The organism is Sphaerisporangium sp. NPDC004334 (assembly GCF_053602655.1).
Genome location: NZ_JBSGDZ010000015.1, coordinates 194,382 through 210,083, shown reverse-complemented (window position 1 = coordinate 210,083; position 15,702 = coordinate 194,382). Strand labels below are relative to the sequence as shown.

The window sequence follows — 15,702 nt, the reverse complement described above, 5'->3', positions numbered from 1 at the left end:
CCGAAGCGCTCCTTGAGGGACGGAGGTGGTTGACAAAGGCAGCGAACCCACAAGCTTATATGCTTACGCCGCTCGGGGTGCGTGCTCATCGGCCGCGCCGGAGCGACGGGCGTACGATGCGACGCTTGTGCGGAGTTTGCCTGGTCTTGACCTTTGGGTACTCGAGTGAGGGTGACGATGCGAGCCCCGGTGGCGGTGTCCCCGGTCATTCCCGCTCTTGCGAACATGCTGCTCGGCGGCCTGTGGACCTTGTCGGTCTTCGCGGGCTGGGGACTGGCGGCGTTCTGCGGGACCGGTGAGATGCCGGACGCGTGCATGGACCGCCTGACCCTGGTGTCGATGCTGTCCGGCCTCTTCGCGTTCCTCGGGGCCATCGGCACGGCGGGCGGCCTTCTGCCACCCCTAATGCGCAGATATCCAGAAAAGTCGCTGATACTTGTGGGAATCGCGACCGCTTCCTGGCTAATAGCCCTGGCCGTGCTTTACGTCGGCGGGTTAGTCGGTCGGTGATGTGGCCGACACGTTGCGTTAGCTTCTCTCAAAATCCTGAAAAAGCGGGACAAACCTTGTGATTCGATTGAATCATGGGGGTATGTCGCAGTTGGCGCCGAGGCAGCCAATAAGCGAGGGGGTGATGTGGTTGAACAGGGCCCACGGTATTTCCTGGACCTGAATGCCCGTCGCCTGGGGGGAGCCTTTCCTGGGACGGGTTGGGGGGTCGGCGGCGTGCCGCTCAGCGAAGGTCACTCGCTGGCGAGCACGTCGTCCGCGTCGATGATCTGGTACGCGTATCCCTGCTCGGCCAGGAACCGCTGGCGGTGCGCCGCGAAGTCCTGGTCGACGGTGTCCCGGCTGACCACGGAGTAGAAGCGCGCGCCCCCGCCGCTCGCCTTCGGGCGCAGCACCCGGCCGAGCCGCTGCGCCTCCTCCTGACGCGACCCGAACGTCCCCGACACCTGGATGGCCACCGACGCCTCCGGCAGGTCGATCGAGAAGTTCGCCACCTTGGAGACCACCAGCACCTTGATCTCCTTGTCGCGGAACGCCTGGAACAGCCGCTCGCGCTCCTTGACCCGCGTCTCCCCCTTGATCACCGGCGCGTCGAGGTGCTCGGCCAGCTCGTCCAGCTGGTCGATGTACTGGCCGATGACCAGCACCTGCTCGCCCGCGTGCCGCCGCACCAGCGTCTCGGTGACGTGCGCCTTGGACGGGGTCGTCGCGCAGAAGCGGTAGCGCTCCTCGGGCTCGGCCATGGCGTAGGCCAGCCGCTCCTGGTCGGTGAGGGTGACCCGCACCTCCACGCAGTCGGCCGACGCGATCCAGCCCTGGTTCTCCATCTCCTTCCAGGGCGCGTCGTACCGCTTGGGGCCGATGAGGGAGAACACGTCCCCTTCGCGGCCGTCCTCGCGGACCAGCGTCGCGGTCAGCCCCACCCGCCGCCTGGCCTGCAGGTCGGCGGTCATCCGGAAGATCGGCGCGGGCAGCAGGTGCACCTCGTCGTAGATGACCAGGCCCCAGTCGCGGGCGTCGAACAGCTCCAGGTGCCGGTACACGCCCTGGCGGCGGGTCGTCATCACCTGGTAGGTGGCGATGGTGACCGGGCGGATCTCCTTCTTGGTCCCGGTGTACTCGCCGATCTCGCTCTCGGTGAGCGAGGTGCGCTTGAGCAGCTCCTGCTTCCACTGGTGGGCGGAGACGGTGTTGGTCACCAGGATCAGCGTGGTCGCCTCGGCGTGCGCCATCGCCGCCGCGCCGACGAGGGTCTTGCCGGCGCCGCACGGCAGCACCACGACCCCCGAACCGCCGTGCCAGAAGGCGTCGGCCGCTTCCCGCTGGTAGGGGCGCAGGTGCCAGCCATCCTCGGCCAGCGTGATCGGGTGGTGCTCGCCGTCGACGTACCCCGCGAGGTCCTCGGCGGGCCAGCCGATCTTCAGCAGGGCCTGCTTGATGTTGCCGCGCTCGCTCGGGTGCACCGCCACGACGTCCTCGCCGATGCGCTCGCCGAGCATCGGCTGGATCTTCCTGGACCGCAGCACCTCTTCCAGCACGGCCTTGTCGGTGCTGGTCAGCGTCAGGCCGTGGTGCTCGCTCTTCTCCAGCCGGAGCCTGCCGTACCGGGACATCGTCTCGGCGATGTCGACCAGCAGGGCGTGCGGCACCGGGTAGCGGCTGAAGCCGATCAGCGCGTCGATGACCTGCTCGGCGTCATGCCCGGCGGCCCTGGCGTTCCACAGCGCGAGCGGGGTGACGCGATAGGTGTGGACGTGCTCGGGCGCCCGCTCGAGCTCGGCGAACGGCGCGATCGCCTTGCGGCAGTCGTCCGCCCTCTCGTGCTCGACCTCGAGCAGCAGCGTCTTGTCCGACTGGACGATCAGCGGGCCATCAGACACGTTTCGATCTCCTGGGGTTCGCGTACGGCCACCGTGCCGGCGGTCCCGTCCGCTTATCCAACAAGACGGCGGCCCGGATCAGTCCCGCTTTCCCGCGCCTTGACGCCGCTACGGCGTTGCGCGGGAGATGTCCAGGGCCGCGGGCGCCCGGCCGCCGTGCGACCAGGGCGCCTCGCGGTCAACTGGAGGTGACGCCGACGACGATGAGGACGGCGACGCCGATGACCACCAGGCCGATGTTGACGCCGATGGCGACCCAGCCCCACTTCAGCAGCGACCGCGCGCGGTCGGGCTCGGTGTCCACCTTGCCGAGCGCGATGCCGGACAGCACGGCCCCGGCGATGCCACCAAGCGAGACATAGCAGCTCATGGCCAGCACGATGCTGATGACCAGGGCGACGATGGCGTGGGTGCGCGGCCCGTCGCCCGCCGGCCTGGCCGGGTGACCGTAGGGCTGGTAGGGGGTCGCGTATCCGTACTGCTGGTCGTAACCGGGCTGGCCGGAACCGGGCTGGCCATAACCCTGCTGACCGTAACCGGGGTCGCCGTAGCCCGGCTGGCCGTAGCCCGGCTGGCCGTAGCCGGGCTGGCCGTAGGGCTGCTGCCCGCCGGCCGGGTAGGACGGCTGCCCGGAGGCGCCGTACTGCTGGTCGTAGGGTTGCCCCGCGGGGCCGTACTGCTGGTCGTACGGCTGTCCCGCGGCGCCGTACGCGTCATAGGGCTGCCGCGCGGGCGCGCCGTAGGGCTGCTGCCCGGGGGAGCCGTAGGGCTGCTGGTCGTAGGGCCCCTGCCCTGGCGTGCCGTACGCGTCGTAGGGCTGCTGCGCGGGGCCGCTCTGGTCGTACGGCGTCGGTCCGCCGTACTGCTGCCGGCCGTATCCCTGGTCGTAAGGCGACGACGGGCCGCCGTTGCCGTCCTGCCCGCCCTGCGATCCGTGGGGACTCTGCCAGCCGTTCGGGGAGTGCCCGGCGGGCTCGGGAGTGCCGCTGCTCAAGATCGTCTCAATTCTGATGATGGTGGAGCTGATCAACATTTACCACGCCATGGGGTTGTCGTGCCCCGGCAATGCCGGGAACGTGATCCCCGTGGACGGCGCGGGCGCCCGTCAGTTGACGTCGGCGACGCCCGTGATGCGGTGCAAGGCGAACCGGTGGACCGCCGCGCGGGTCTCGTCGTAGGCGGTCAGATAGCCGCCCTCCATGCGGGCCGGCTCCAGGATGCGGCTGGTGGCGTGCCCCTGGGAGTCCATGTAGCCGATCCAGACGCGCGTGCCCTGCCGGATGGCCTCCTGCAGCGCCATCACCGTGCCCGTCGAAGGAGAACGCGGCACCTGCCCGTCGGGGGCCGCCACCGTCTGCCTGCGCGCCTGGTGGGCGTCGTCGCCGGCCCTGATCGCCCGGACGGCCGCCGCCACCACGTCGGCCTCGGGACCGGCCGCGCCCGGCGCGGGGCGGGCCGCGGGCGGGCGGTCGGTGCGCTTGGCGTCGGCCCGGGTCACCAGCACGTCGCCCTCGGAGGACTCGGCGACCGGGGAGTACCCGAGGGCCCGCAGCGTGTCGACCACCACGGCCCGCGAGCTGCGCGAGGCGATCACCGTGGGCGCGAGCCGGCGCAGCCGCAGCGGCACGGCCCGCTTGTCGGCCATCACCTCGTCCAGCACGGCCGGGTCGTCGCAGCGCACGTAGGAGCCCGCCGTGCCGACCCGGACGCGGCCGTGCCTGCGGGCGACGTCGGCCACCAGGTAGCGCAGCGGCTGCGGCACCGGCGTCGTGGAATGCCTCTCGAGCGTGGCGAGGAGCTCGTCCGCGCTGGACCCGGCGTCCAGCGCCCGCCGGACCGACTCCTCGCCGAACCGGTAGACCGTCGCGCCGCCCTTCGACTCGACGTCGGCGGCCAGCGACAGCCAGCGTCCCAGCTCGCTGGTGAGCGGACCCGGCGCGACGGCCGTCAGGTCGGCCTGGAGCAGCACGTGGTCGACCGGTTCGGGCAGCAGCGGCGCCAGCAGCCGGGCGGGCTCGCCCGCGGTGGCCGGTGGGAGCAGCACGCGGCCGAAGCGGGACAGCGCGCCGAGCCCGGTGAGCCCGAGCTGCTCGGCCTCGCGCAGGGTGAAGTCGACCAGCCGGTCGCGGTAGGCGCCCCGGCGGCGGGGCTGCTCGAACGCCAGCCGCTCGCGCACCGAGGCGGCGGAGGGGGCGAGCCCCGCGGCGGCCGAGGCGAGCACCCGCAGCGTCCGCAGCCGCACCTCCGCCGCGGCCGGACGGCGCAGCTCGGGATGCAGGACGTTCAGCAGGCGGTCGCGGTCGTCCCGCTCGCCGACCAGGCCGGGCACGCGGTCGCCGGCCAGCCAGTTCGACGCCAGCACCTCCCAGCGGTCCTCGGTCGCCTTCACCCGCCAGACGTCGTAGCCGGTCGTGGGCAGCCACTCGCCGTCCACCGGCGCGCTGGAGGCCACCAGGCTCGCGGCGTAGGCGACCTCCACCACCAGGGCGGCCGTCCACTCGGGCAGGTCCAGGAGCTGCGCGGTGCGCTTCAGGTCGCGCACGGCGACGCCGCCCGCGCGCAGAACGCCCGGCCCGTCCACGCTCCAGTGCTCGCACAGCTCCTCGACCATGCGCACGAAGGTGAACGCCTGGCCGGCGGCCGTGCGGTCGGCCAGGGACCGGTCGCGTTCGGCGCCCTCCAGCGGCGGGGCGCACGGGCGCAGGTCGCGGTGCACCCGCCCGCCGCGCAGCACCAGCGCGACCTCACGGGGCAGGACGACGCTCTCTTCGCCGGTCGCGGCGAGCAGGCCACGGGCGAGCAGTTGCTCGATCGGCGACTGCGCGGTGGCCACGGTGACCTCACGCCGGGCGTTGGGCAGGCGGCCGGTCGGCGGGCCCCACGCGAGCTCCTCCAGCGCGGCGCGGGCCTGCGGGCCGACGTCGCTCAGCAGGCGCTCGACGATGCCGCCCTCGGCGAGCAGGCCCGCCAGGCGCTCGGGGACGGCCTCCTCGCGGCCGGTGTCGCCGCGGTGGATGGCCTGGATCAGCTCGCGCAGCCGTTCGGGCGGGTGGTGCCGGAACACCTCGGCCACCGGCGGTCCGAGCCCGGCAGGGGACTCGGAGACGTCCCGCACGCCGGGGGCCAGCCGCAGGGCCGAGGCGGGGCCGAAGACCAGGCCGAGCGACAGCAGCCCGTCGACGGCCTCGCGCAGCGGCCCGTCCAGCCGCGCGGCATCCTGCTCGGGCACCGCGCCGGCCATCGCCGCGCGCAGGTCGTCCTGCGACAGGCCGGGACCGTCCTCGGCGGTCATGACCAGCAGCGTCTCGACCACGGCCAGGGCGAAGCGGTCGAGCCGGTCCAAAGCCCTGCCGGTGGCCGACGGGCTGGTCGCCCGGATCGCCAGGCCCTCCACGTGCGCGGGAACCGGGGTGATGAGCTCGGGACGGGCCGCGACCAGGGCCCGCAGCCGGTCGTCGCCGAGGCCGCGCAGCCAATCGGTGAACTCGGTGTTCATCGCTCCACCGAACCCCCTGTCCACCGGCATCCGCCGCACGCCCCACGCCGTGGGAGCGTCCCCTCCATGGTAGGAGCCCATGGGCCGTCGTACGCCAGCCTGATCACCGGTGTTCGCCCGCGCCGGGCCGCGGCGGCGTCCGGACGGGAGGCGCGTAGGCGAGGCATGGGGAGCGGTGAGGATAGTCATTTCCGCGAAACGGTGCGCGGGCCGGAGCGCTGGGGCAGTATGGCGAGAGTGATCGAGCGCGCCGATCAGCTGGTCCTCGAGTACGTCGCCAAGGTGGCGGACGCCGCCCACGGCGTGCTCCGCACCGATCAGCGCCTCGACTTCGTGCAGCGGTTGCGCGCACGCATCGAGGAGGAACGCCGGGGCAGCGAAGACCCGGCGGCCGTGCGCAGAGTGCTCGCCCGGTTCGGCGATCCCGCGGTCCTGCTGCAGCGGGAGGTCGCGCGGCTGACCGGCGCCGAGCCCGAGCCCGCCCGGCGGGCCGCCGGCGTGCGGCGTCCCGGCGGCGTCCGCGGCGGCCGTCCTGGGGCCGTGTCCCGGCCTTCGTCTCTGTCCCCTCCTTCGTCCCTGTCGCGTCCGGCCGCCGGGTCCGCGCGGCCCGGTTCCGTACGGCCCGGCTCCCCGTCGTCCGCCTCCTCCGTGTCGCCCCAGGGCGGGGGGCCCGGCCCGGACGGAGCCGAGGGCCCGCCGGTCGCGCCGGTGGAGGAGGCCGCCACGTCGGTCTTCCCCCCGGTGCCGGTCTCCGGCCCCGCGACCGGTCCTGTCGCCGGTTCCGCCGCCGGCGACGAGTTCGGCGACTCGGCGACCGAGGTGCTTCCCGCCGTGGTGGACGACGGCCGGCCGAGGGGTCCCGTGCGGCCGCCCCGCCCGCCGAGGCCCCCGCGCCCGCTGCCCCGCGGCGCCGCCCCCGGAGCGCGCCGTCCCGTGCCGCGCGACGCGCCGGCTCCGCTGCTGGGCCGGTTCGGCCGGGGCGCGATGGCCGTGCCCAAGGCCGCCGACGGGCGCGACGCGCGGACCGTCCTGGCCAACGACCGCCGCGCCGTCGCGGGCATGGCCCTGCTGCTGCTGTCGGGCCTGCTGGTGCCGCTCCCCCTGCCGTCCATCGCGATCTTCCCCGTGCCCGTGCTGGTGTGGGCGCTGGCCGCGCTGACCGTGCTGTCCTGCGACGCCTGGGTGTTCAAAGACCGGATGACGGGGCTGTTCACGCCGATCACGGCCTATGTCGTGGGCGGCGTCCTGCTCGGCGCCCTGCGGGCCCCTGAGACGCCCGGCGACGGCTTCACGGCGTTCGTCACCTCGTTCTGGCACGTCAGCGGGCTGATGTTCATGCTGGGCGCGGCAGGCGGCGTGGCGTGGCTGGCCTATCGCCTGTTCAACCCGCCACCTCCGCCACCCCGGCGGCAGACGCTGGGCGTCCTGCGCTGAGCAGCCCGAGCGACAGGCGCACCCACGAGGCGACGAAACGGTCGCGGTCGGCTCGTCCCGGAGGCTCGCCGACGGTCTCCTGGAACAGCCGGTAGTGCACCACCGCGCCCCCCAGCACGGCGCCGATCGCCGGCCAGTCGAGGTCGGCGTCCGCGTACTCCGGCTGGGTGCGGAACCACGTCGTGATCGCGTCGAACATGGGCTGGAGCAGGCCCTCGCGGACGACGGCGACCAGCTCCGGGAACTGGCTGAGGTCGCGGAAGAAGACGCGGGTGAGCCGGCTCTCGTCGCGGACCTTGGCCAGCCCGGCCCGGCACAGGCGGTCCAGCCGCTCCTCGATCGGTATCGACGTGCCGACGGCCTCCACCTCGACCAGCGCCTCGGTGACCTGCGAACGGGTGCGGGCGGCGTGCTCGTTGATAGCGGCCGCCAGCACCTCGTACTTGGACCGGAAATGCCGGTACAGGCCGCCGGCCCCGGGGGACAGCCCTGAGGCGGCCTCGATCTCGGCGACCGACGTCGCCGAGTAGCCGCGCTCGGCGAAGAGCCTGAGGGACTCGTCGATGATCCGTTCGCGCGTCGATCTGGTCATTGCCCGTGGTCACCTCCGGCCCCGACTTTATGTGGTCAAAGTGTGTCAGTTGCCGTCGAATCGGCGTCGCGGGTCGCCCGAGCCGTAGGGGTTCGCGGGGTGCCGTCCATTTGGCATCCTTCAAGGGTGTGTTCCGTGGGATTCGACCTTGACCTGACGCTCGCCGACACCCGCGCCGGGATCGCGGCGGTGTACGAGGAGGTGGCGCGCCGTCTCGGCGTGCCGATCGACACCGCCGTCGTGGTCGAACGGCTCGGCCCGCCGCTGGAGCAGGAGCTGGCGCACTGGCTGCCGGCGGAGGCGGTCCCGGCCGCCGCGGCCCTGTACCGCTCCCTGTATCCGGAGGTTGCGGTCGCGATGACCACGCCGATGGCCGGCGCCGCCGAGGCCGTCGCGGAGGTCCGCCGGCGCGGTGGACGGGTCATCGTGGTCACCGGCAAGCACATCGTCGGGGCCGGCAGGACTGTCAAGGCGCTGGGCCTGGACGTCGACGAGGTGGTGGGATCGGTGTTCGGCGCGGCCAAGGGCGTGGCGATCTCCCGCTTCGGCGCCGCCGCCTATGTCGGAGATCACGTGGCCGACATCGAGGCGGCCCGGGCGGGGTGCGCGGTGAGCGTCGCCGTGGCGACGGGCCCGTACACCGAGCAGGCGCTGCAAGATCACGGAGCCGATGTGGTGCTGCCCGATCTGACGCGCTTCGGAAGCTGGTACAACGCCTGGTGCGTCTCGCGGAGCCCGGAAATCAGGGCCGTTTCGACGGTCATGTGATGCCCCCGGTGGGCATAACCTACATCCATTACCATTCATGACAGTCTGAACGAGGTCACCCCTGTGCCTACTGGCAAGGTCAAGTGGTACGACGCTGACAAGGGCTTCGGATTCCTCACCCGCGACGACGGCGGAGAGGTGTTCGTACATTCATCAGCGCTTCCCAAAGGCACGGAAGCGCTCAAGCCGGGTCAGAAGGTCGAGTTCGGCGTGGCCGAGGGCCGCCGTGGCCAGCAGGCGCTTTCGGTTCGCGTACTGGAGCAGCCGCCGACGCTCGCCAAGACCGTGAAGCCGAAAGGTAAGCGCAAGAAGCCGGACGAACTCGTCGTCATCGTCGAGGACCTGATCAAACTGCTCGATGACGTCTCTAATTCGTACCAAAGGGGCAAGCACCCCGACGCCGCGCACGCCAAGAAGATCGCGACGGTGCTGCGGGCCGTCGCCGACGACATCGACGCCTGAGCGCAGGCGTCCGCGCTCCTCTCCCCGCCCCATCCGTCAAGGTCACGATGGGGCCTCACCGACATGCCCGCCCACAGGCGCGTGTCATTGATGGGGATTGGTCAACGGCTTGGTCGTCCCAGGCTTGGCGCCGGGCGCCTGTCCCTCCCGCCTTGCCTGCCCGTTGTGCGCTTCTCGCCCGTTGTGCGTCCAGGGTCCGCCGTGGGCGGCCCCGTCTTCCCGGGCCTCCGGTCCGCCGTGGGTTGCTCCGGCCCCCCGGGCCTCCGGTCCGCCGTGGGTGGCCCCGGCTTCCCGAGGTTCCGGCCCGCCGTGACGCTGGTCCCGTTCGGGTGAGTCGGGCCCGTGCTCGGCGAGGACGCGCTCGGTGTGGGCGCGCAGCCGCCGGCGCCGCGTGAGGACCAGCCAGAGCAGCGCGGCGGCCAGCGCGGCCGTCACCACCGCCAGGCCCACGGGACCGGCCGAGGGGCCCGAGAGCAGCGACAACATCAGCCCGGCCAGGCCGCCGCCCACCCAGGCGATCTGCAGCAGCGCCTCCACGACGCCGAAGGTGGAGGACCGGACCTCCTCGCCGATCTCCCGTTGGACGGTCGCGTCCAGCGCCAGCTTGCCGATCTCCTGGGCGAGACCCGCGATCAGCGCCACCCCGACGGCCGTCCACAACGAGAAGAAGAACGCCGCCGCCCCCACCGCGACCGTGGAGAACGCCAGCGCGATCAGCGCGATGAGCTGCGGGGAGCGACCGCGCGTCCAGGACGCGACCGCCGCGCCGAGCAGGCCGCCCGCACCGGCGCCGCCCGCGAGAATCGCGATCATGACCTGCTCGGGCAGGCCGGTCCCCCGCAGGTTCCCATCCTGCACGAGGAAGAGCAGGAAGAAGATCAGGAAGCCGGACAGGACGCGGATGGCGGCGTTGGCCTGCATCGCCTCGGACACCACCGGCCCCACATTGAGCAGCGTGCGCCAGCGCGCCCGCCCCCTGCCACGCCCGGCCCTGCTCCCGCCCTGGTCGCCGCCCCTGAGCCTGGCCCGGTCGCCCTCACCGCCCGGCGGCCCACCGGCCTGACCGTCCGGGTGGCCGGCGGCGCGGCCGTCCGGGGGCTCGCTCGCGGCGCCGTCCGCGATCTCCTCGGCGGCCTCGTCGTCCGGCCCGAGATCGGGGGCGTCGACATGGCGGGGCAGCCGTACGGCGGCCACCCCCGCCACCAGGAAGATCACCATGGTGACGCGCAGCAGCCAGGCGGCGCCCGGCCACGCGGTCAGGCCGACCGCCACCGGCGCCGCGAGCGCGGCGCTCACCAGCGAGAACAGCGCCACCCGCGCGTTCGCCGTGACCAGCGTGATGTCGGCGGGCAGCACGCTCGGCATGATGGCGGCCCGCGAGACGTTGTAGGCCTTCGACAGCACCAGGACGGCCAGTGCGGCGGGGAACAGCGTCAGCCCGTCGGCCGGGCCGATCGCCGCCGCCATGGCCCAGCAGAGCAGCCCCCGCGCGAACAGCGTGCCCGCCATGACGTACCGGCGCCCCGACCGGAACCGGTCGAGGACCGGCCCGACGAACGGCGCCACCACGGCGAACGGCACCATCGTGATCAGCAGGTACAGCGCGACCTGGCCGCGCGCCTGGTCCACGGGCAGGCCGAACAGCAGCGTGCCGGCCAGGCCGACGGTGATGAGCGCGTCCCCGGCGCTGTGGGCCGCCGTCAGCTCGATCAGGCGGCCCAGCCCGGTGCGGCCGGCGCCCTGGGCGTGGGTCAGCTTGCGCGTCGCCCGCCCCACCCCACGGCCGGCGCGCGCCGTCCCCCGGGCGAGGGACCGTCCCGCGCCCGCGGTGTTACGGGCGGCCGAGCGACCGGCGCGGACGGCGCCGCGGCCCGCGTCCGCCACGGCGCGCCCCGCGCGCCCCAGCGATGCCCGCCCACGATGCCAGGACGCCGCCATCACACGCCTACGGGGGAAGCGCCGCTGCTGGCACCGGTGGCCGGACGTCGCACGCGTTTCCCCTTTCCTGCTCGCTCGTCGCCGCCGGGGATCTCCGCCGCCCGGCCCGTCCGCGTTCTTGTCTACTCAGGTGCCCGTGGCCCGGGCCGGCGAGTCGGCGCGGGCGGTTCCTTGGCGGTGGATCTTCCGGTTGATGGCGTGCCGCTTCGGTTTCCAGTCTTACCCGACCCATACGCGTGATGTCCGCTCGCCGCATGGGTGAGAATTGACATGTGAACCGCACTCGTTCCCGCACCTTCACCGCCGACCAGGCTTGCGCCGCAGCCGTGGAGCCGGCGCGGGCCGCCGCCGAGGAGATCGCCCGCCCCGGCGAGGTGGGCGAGCATCTCGGTTTCCAGGCCGAGGGTGAGCGCGTCGTCACGCACTACTTCGCCTGTCTCGACCGCGCTTACCGCGGCTGGCGCTGGGCCATCACCGTGACCCGTGCCTCCCGCGCGCGTAACGTGACCATCAGCGAGACCGTGCTGCTGCCGGGCGCGGGCGCGCTGCTCCCGCCGGCCTGGGTGCCGTGGAGCGAGCGACTGCTCCCCGGCGACCTCGGCGTCGGCGACCTGCTGCCCACCTCCGACGACGACGACCGCCTCGCGCCCGGGTTCACCGAGACCGACGACGACGCCGACCGCCAGATGATCTTCGAGTACGGCCTCGGCCGGGCTCGGGTCCTGTCGGCGATCGGGCGTGACCGCGCCGTGCACCGCTGGCACGCCGGCGACTCCGGCCCGCACACCCCGCTCGCCCATGCCGCGCCCGCGCAGTGCTCCACCTGCGGCTTCTACTGGCCGCTCGCCGGCGCGCTGCGCCTGGGCTTCGGCGTCTGCGCCAACGAGTACGCGCCCGACGACGGCAAGGTCGTCGCCGCCGACCACGGGTGCGGCGCGCACTCCGAGGCCGCCGTGATCGCGCCGGCCTCCGTCGAGCAGCCGACGCCCATCCTGGACGATCTCGGCTACGACCTGATGCCCGAGGAGAGCGTCCCCGCCGCGGGGTCGGTCGAGGACGAAGGCGCCGAGCCGCTCGGCCATTCCTGACCGCCGGCCGCGTCCCGGTGAAGGCGGCCGGTCTCCGGGCACGCCGTCCGGCCCCCTCACCGGCCGGCCGCGGGGCTACCGGCATCCCTCAAGGTCGTGGCCCGGGGACGCCAGTCCTCAGGGCCATAGGCCCGGAGGTCCCGTCCCAGAGGGTCGTAGGTCCGGGGGTGTCGTTCCTCAGGGTCGTAGATCCGGGGATGCCGTTCCCCGCGTCACGGGCTTCGGGGGGACGTTGCACAGGGCCGTGGTCTTGGGGCGTCGTCCCCGGGGTCGCAGGCCGCGAACCATCCGATCGCCGGCACGGGGGCGGCCGGCCCGTCTCCTCCACCTTTGGACATGACTGGTGACTGACATCTTTGGCACCGAACGCATGCGCGACACCGTTCTCGCCGCGTGGACGGCCTCGCCCGCGCGCTTCCGCGAGGACGCCAACGCCGAGGAGGACTTCGCCCTCGGCGGCTACCGCGACCGGCTGATCGTCGAACTGGCGCAGAACGCCGCCGACGCCGCCGCGCGAGCGGGCGTCCCCGGGCGGCTGCGGCTGACCCTGCGCGACGGCGTGCTGAGCGCCGCCAACACCGGAGCCCCGCTGGACGAGTCCGGCGTCGAAGGACTCGCCACGCTCCGGGTGTCCGCCAAGCGCGACGAGACCGGCTCCATCGGCCGGTTCGGCGTCGGCTTCGCGGCCGTCGTGTCGGTCTGCGACGAGCCGGTGATCGCCTCCCGGGCGACCGGCGCGGTCCGCTGGTCGCGGTCCGAGACCGCCGCGCTCGTCGCCGCCGAACCCGCCCTGGCCACCGAGCTGGGCGTCCGCGGCGGGCACGTGCCGCTGCTGCGCCTGCCGTTCTCGGCCGGGCCGGTGCCCGTGCCGGACGGCTTCGACACCGTCGTGCGCCTGCCCCTGCGCGACCCGTCCGTCGAACCGGCCGTGCGCCAGATGCTCGACGAGACCGGCCCGGCGCTGATGCTCGCCATGCCCGCCCTCACGGTGATCGAGATCGAGGCCGGCGGCGAGACGCGCACGGTCACCGCCGACGGCTGGCAGGTGGTCGAGGAGTCCGGCCGCTTCACCCCCGAGCAGGTCGCCGAGCTGTTCGCCGGACGTCCCACCGAAGAACGCGCCCGCCCCACCTGGCTGGTCCGCTGGGCCGTCCCGGCCGCCCACGGCGACCTGCCCAAGGACGTCGCCCCGGTGGTGCACGCCCCGACGCCCAGCGACGAGCCCCTGGACCTGCCCGCGCTGCTCATCGCCACCTTCCCGCTGGCCACCGACCGGCGGCACGTCGCCGCGGGACCGCTCACCGACTTCCTGGTCGAGCGGGCCGCCGAGACCTACCTGCGGCTGCTCGCCACGCTGCCGCGCACCCCCCGCCTGCTCGACCTCGTTCCCGGCCTGATGGGCAAGGCCGAGCTGGACGCGGCGATCCGGCGGGCCATCCTGCGCCGCCTGCCCGACGCCCCACTGCTCCCGGCGCTCTCCCCGCCCGCCGACCAGGGCGACGCCGGGGACGCCGGGACGCGGTCACCGGCCGCGCAGGCCGCGCCCGCCGACGGCGAGGCGCCGTACGTCGTGTCCGGCCGGCAGGCGTCGGTCGTGGCCGGTCCCGCCGAGTTCCTCGACAAGATCGCGTACGTGGTGCCCGGCCTGCTGCCGGCCGGGTGGGCGTCGCGGCACCCGGCGCTGAACGCCTTGGGCGTCCGGCGCCTGGAGCTGTCCGACGTGATCGACCTGCTGTCCGGCGACGCCGTGGGGGACACCACCCCGGGCTGGTGGCGGTCGCTGTACGACGTGGTGCCCGCCGACGACCGCGAGGCCCTCGGCGCCGTACCCGTCCCGCTCGCCGACGGCCGCCTCGTGCGCGGCCCACGCGGCACGCTGCTGCTCAGCGAGGGGTCCTCCCTGGACCCCGCGCTCCTCGGCCCGCTCGGGCTGCGCGTCGTCCACCCCGAGGCCGCCCACCCACTGCTGCTGCGGCTCGGCGCCGCCGAGGCGACCCCGAGGAGCGTGCTGGAGGACCCGCTGACCCGCGCCACCGTCTCGGAGTCGCTCGACAGCGCCGACCCCGAGCCCGTGGCGCAGGCCGTGCTCGCGCTGGTCGACGCCGCCGGGCTGTCGGCCGGCGAGGCCCCGTGGCTTTCGGCGCTGGCCCTGCGCGGAGCCGACGGCGAGCTGTACCCCGCGGGAGAGCTGCTGCTCGGCGAGGGGTCGCTGGCCAAGCTGATCGACCAGGACGTCCCGTTCGGCGTCGCCGCCCCCGACCTGGTCGAGCGCTACGGCTCGCGCGTGCTGTCGGCCGCCGGCGTGCTGGACGGCTTCGCCGTGGTCAACGACTCCGACGTGCTGCTCGACCCCGACGAGTGCGACCACGACCTCGACGCCGAGGACGAATGGCTGGAGGCCGTGCTCGACCTGCTGCCCGGAGCCGACGTGCCGCCGGTCGCGCGCGAGTTCGCCGCGATCCGCGACCTGGAGTACGTCGCCGACTGGCCCTCGGCGCTGGCGCTGCTGTCGCGTCCGCCGCTGCGCGCCGCGCTCCAGCCGCTGCGCGCGCTGGTCGCCGGTGAGGTCGTCGAGGTGCCCTCCTACACCGCCTGGTGGCTGTCACGTCACCCCGTGCTCGACGGCGGACGGCCCACCTCGCTGCGCCTGCCCTCCGGCGACCCGCTGCTGTACGGCCTGTACGGCGACGCTCCCCAGGGGATGGACGAAACGGCGCTCGCACTCATCGGCGTGCGCACGACGCTGGCCGAGCTGCTGGCCTCCCACGGCGGTCCTGACGAACTGCTCGACCTGCTGGCCGACCCGTCGCTGGAGGTCGACCGGGCCCAGCTCCGGTCGCTGTGGATGGCCCTCGCGGCCGTGGAGCCCGCCAGGGTGGCGCCGCCCACCGCCGTGCGGGCCGTGCTGAACGGCGAGATCGTCGTCGCCGACGCCGAGGACGGGCATCCGGTCGGCGGCAACGGCGGCCCGGTTCCCGAAGGGCTGACCGCCACGGGCGGGCCGGTCGTCGTCGAGGCGCCCGACCTGCTGCCGCTGGTGGCCTCCCGCCCGCTCGTGCTGGCCCCGTTCGACCTGGCAGAAGCGCTGTCGGAGCTTCTCGACCTGCCGGTGATCGGCGAGGAGGTCGCCGCGGAGATCACCTCGTCCGGGCTCCAACGGCCGGTGCCCGCGCAGGTGCGCTCGCTGCTGCCCTCGTCGCCGTCGAGCTACGTCGAGCACGCCGAGCTGACCGTGGACGGCGTGCCGGTGCCGTGGCGGTTCCACGAGGGCGTCGTCCACGCGAGCGGAGTCGAGGGCCTCGCCCGCGGCCTGGCCTGGGCGAGCGGGCAGTGGGGGGACCGGCTCGCGGTCGCCGCCCTGCTGCGCGACCCGCAGGCCGTGCCGCTTCTCCTCGCCGAGGCCGACCTCGACGGCTGAGCCCCGCCGTACGGCCCCACCCCTGGGCCGCGCCCTCTGACTCTCCAGACTGGGCGCGGCCGGTCGACCTTCGGCCTCGGGTTCCGGCCTCGGGCTTTCGGCCTGGCGTGAGGCTT

11 protein-coding genes are annotated in these 15,702 nt (G+C 73.9%); 6 read left to right on the top strand and 5 right to left on the bottom strand.

Annotated elements, in window-relative coordinates; translation table 11 throughout:
• Window positions 1–165 precede the first annotated feature (165 nt).
• Window positions 166–510, top strand: coding sequence for a hypothetical protein (locus ACWEN6_RS21410; protein ID WP_452572139.1), 345 nt, complete (start codon window positions 166–168; stop codon window positions 508–510).
• 233 nt (window positions 511–743) lie between these two features.
• Here the strand turns inward: ACWEN6_RS21410 and ACWEN6_RS21405 are convergent, their stop codons facing one another.
• From ACWEN6_RS21405 to ACWEN6_RS21395, 3 genes are all read right to left on the bottom strand, one after another.
• The gene (locus tag ACWEN6_RS21405; protein WP_452572137.1) at window positions 744–2,390 is read right to left on the bottom strand and encodes a DNA repair helicase XPB; all 1,647 of its coding nucleotides are present in this window, start codon (window positions 2,388–2,390) and stop codon (window positions 744–746) included.
• Window positions 2,391–2,568: 178 nt separating this feature from the next.
• Window positions 2,569–3,423: a hypothetical protein gene (locus ACWEN6_RS21400; RefSeq protein WP_452572135.1), complete on the bottom strand. Its 855-nt coding sequence runs from the start codon at window positions 3,421–3,423 to the stop codon at window positions 2,569–2,571.
• Between the two features lie 72 nt (window positions 3,424–3,495).
• Window positions 3,496–5,886, bottom strand: coding sequence for a helicase-associated domain-containing protein (locus tag ACWEN6_RS21395; protein ID WP_452572133.1), 2,391 nt, complete (start codon window positions 5,884–5,886; stop codon window positions 3,496–3,498).
• Window positions 5,887–6,123: 237 nt separating this feature from the next.
• Between ACWEN6_RS21395 and ACWEN6_RS21390 the strand changes: the two genes are divergently transcribed.
• Window positions 6,124–7,320, top strand: coding sequence for a hypothetical protein (locus ACWEN6_RS21390; RefSeq protein ID WP_452572131.1), 1,197 nt, complete (start codon window positions 6,124–6,126; stop codon window positions 7,318–7,320).
• Here the strand turns inward: ACWEN6_RS21390 and ACWEN6_RS21385 are convergent.
• On the bottom strand, window positions 7,268–7,912 hold the full coding sequence (locus ACWEN6_RS21385) for a TetR/AcrR family transcriptional regulator (RefSeq protein ID WP_452572129.1): 645 nt from the start codon (window positions 7,910–7,912) through the stop codon (window positions 7,268–7,270). The two genes, ACWEN6_RS21390 and ACWEN6_RS21385, sit on opposite strands and share 53 nt — an antisense overlap.
• Before the next feature lie 135 nt (window positions 7,913–8,047).
• On the opposite strand from ACWEN6_RS21385, the gene ACWEN6_RS21380 reads away from it, so the two are divergent.
• Both ACWEN6_RS21380 and ACWEN6_RS21375 read left to right on the top strand, forming a co-directional pair.
• Window positions 8,048–8,680, top strand: coding sequence for an HAD family hydrolase (locus tag ACWEN6_RS21380; RefSeq protein ID WP_452572127.1), 633 nt, complete (start codon window positions 8,048–8,050; stop codon window positions 8,678–8,680).
• A 63-nt stretch (window positions 8,681–8,743) separates the two neighbouring features.
• Window positions 8,744–9,142 (top strand): cold-shock protein, encoded by a 399-nt coding sequence (locus ACWEN6_RS21375; RefSeq protein WP_354845405.1) that lies wholly within the window; start codon window positions 8,744–8,746, stop codon window positions 9,140–9,142.
• Window positions 9,143–9,226: 84 nt separating this feature from the next.
• On the opposite strand, the gene ACWEN6_RS21370 is transcribed toward ACWEN6_RS21375, so the two are convergent.
• Window positions 9,227–11,026: an MFS transporter gene (locus ACWEN6_RS21370; protein WP_452572125.1), complete on the bottom strand. Its 1,800-nt coding sequence runs from the start codon at window positions 11,024–11,026 to the stop codon at window positions 9,227–9,229.
• Window positions 11,027–11,352: 326 nt separating this feature from the next.
• Between ACWEN6_RS21370 and ACWEN6_RS21365 the strand changes: the two genes are divergently transcribed.
• Window positions 11,353–12,168 (top strand): DUF3027 domain-containing protein, encoded by an 816-nt coding sequence (locus tag ACWEN6_RS21365; protein WP_452572123.1) that lies wholly within the window; start codon window positions 11,353–11,355, stop codon window positions 12,166–12,168.
• A 370-nt stretch (window positions 12,169–12,538) separates the two neighbouring features.
• Window positions 12,539–15,586 (top strand): sacsin N-terminal ATP-binding-like domain-containing protein, encoded by a 3,048-nt coding sequence (locus ACWEN6_RS21360; RefSeq protein ID WP_452572189.1) that lies wholly within the window; start codon window positions 12,539–12,541, stop codon window positions 15,584–15,586.
• The last annotated feature ends 116 nt before the right edge of the window (window positions 15,587–15,702 follow it).

Bases quoted from the DNA above. Each gene is read 5' to 3' on its own strand.
- ACWEN6_RS21360 (WP_452572189.1), top strand. From the start codon at position 12,539: ATGCGCGACACCGTTCTCGCCGCGTGGACGGCCTCGCCCGCGCGCTTC.
- ACWEN6_RS21400 (WP_452572135.1), bottom strand. From the start codon at position 3,423: ATGTTGATCAGCTCCACCATCATCAGAATTGAGACGATCTTGAGCAGC.
- ACWEN6_RS21395 (WP_452572133.1), bottom strand. From the start codon at position 5,886: ATGAACACCGAGTTCACCGATTGGCTGCGCGGCCTCGGCGACGACCGG.
- ACWEN6_RS21385 (WP_452572129.1), bottom strand. From the start codon at position 7,912: ATGACCAGATCGACGCGCGAACGGATCATCGACGAGTCCCTCAGGCTC.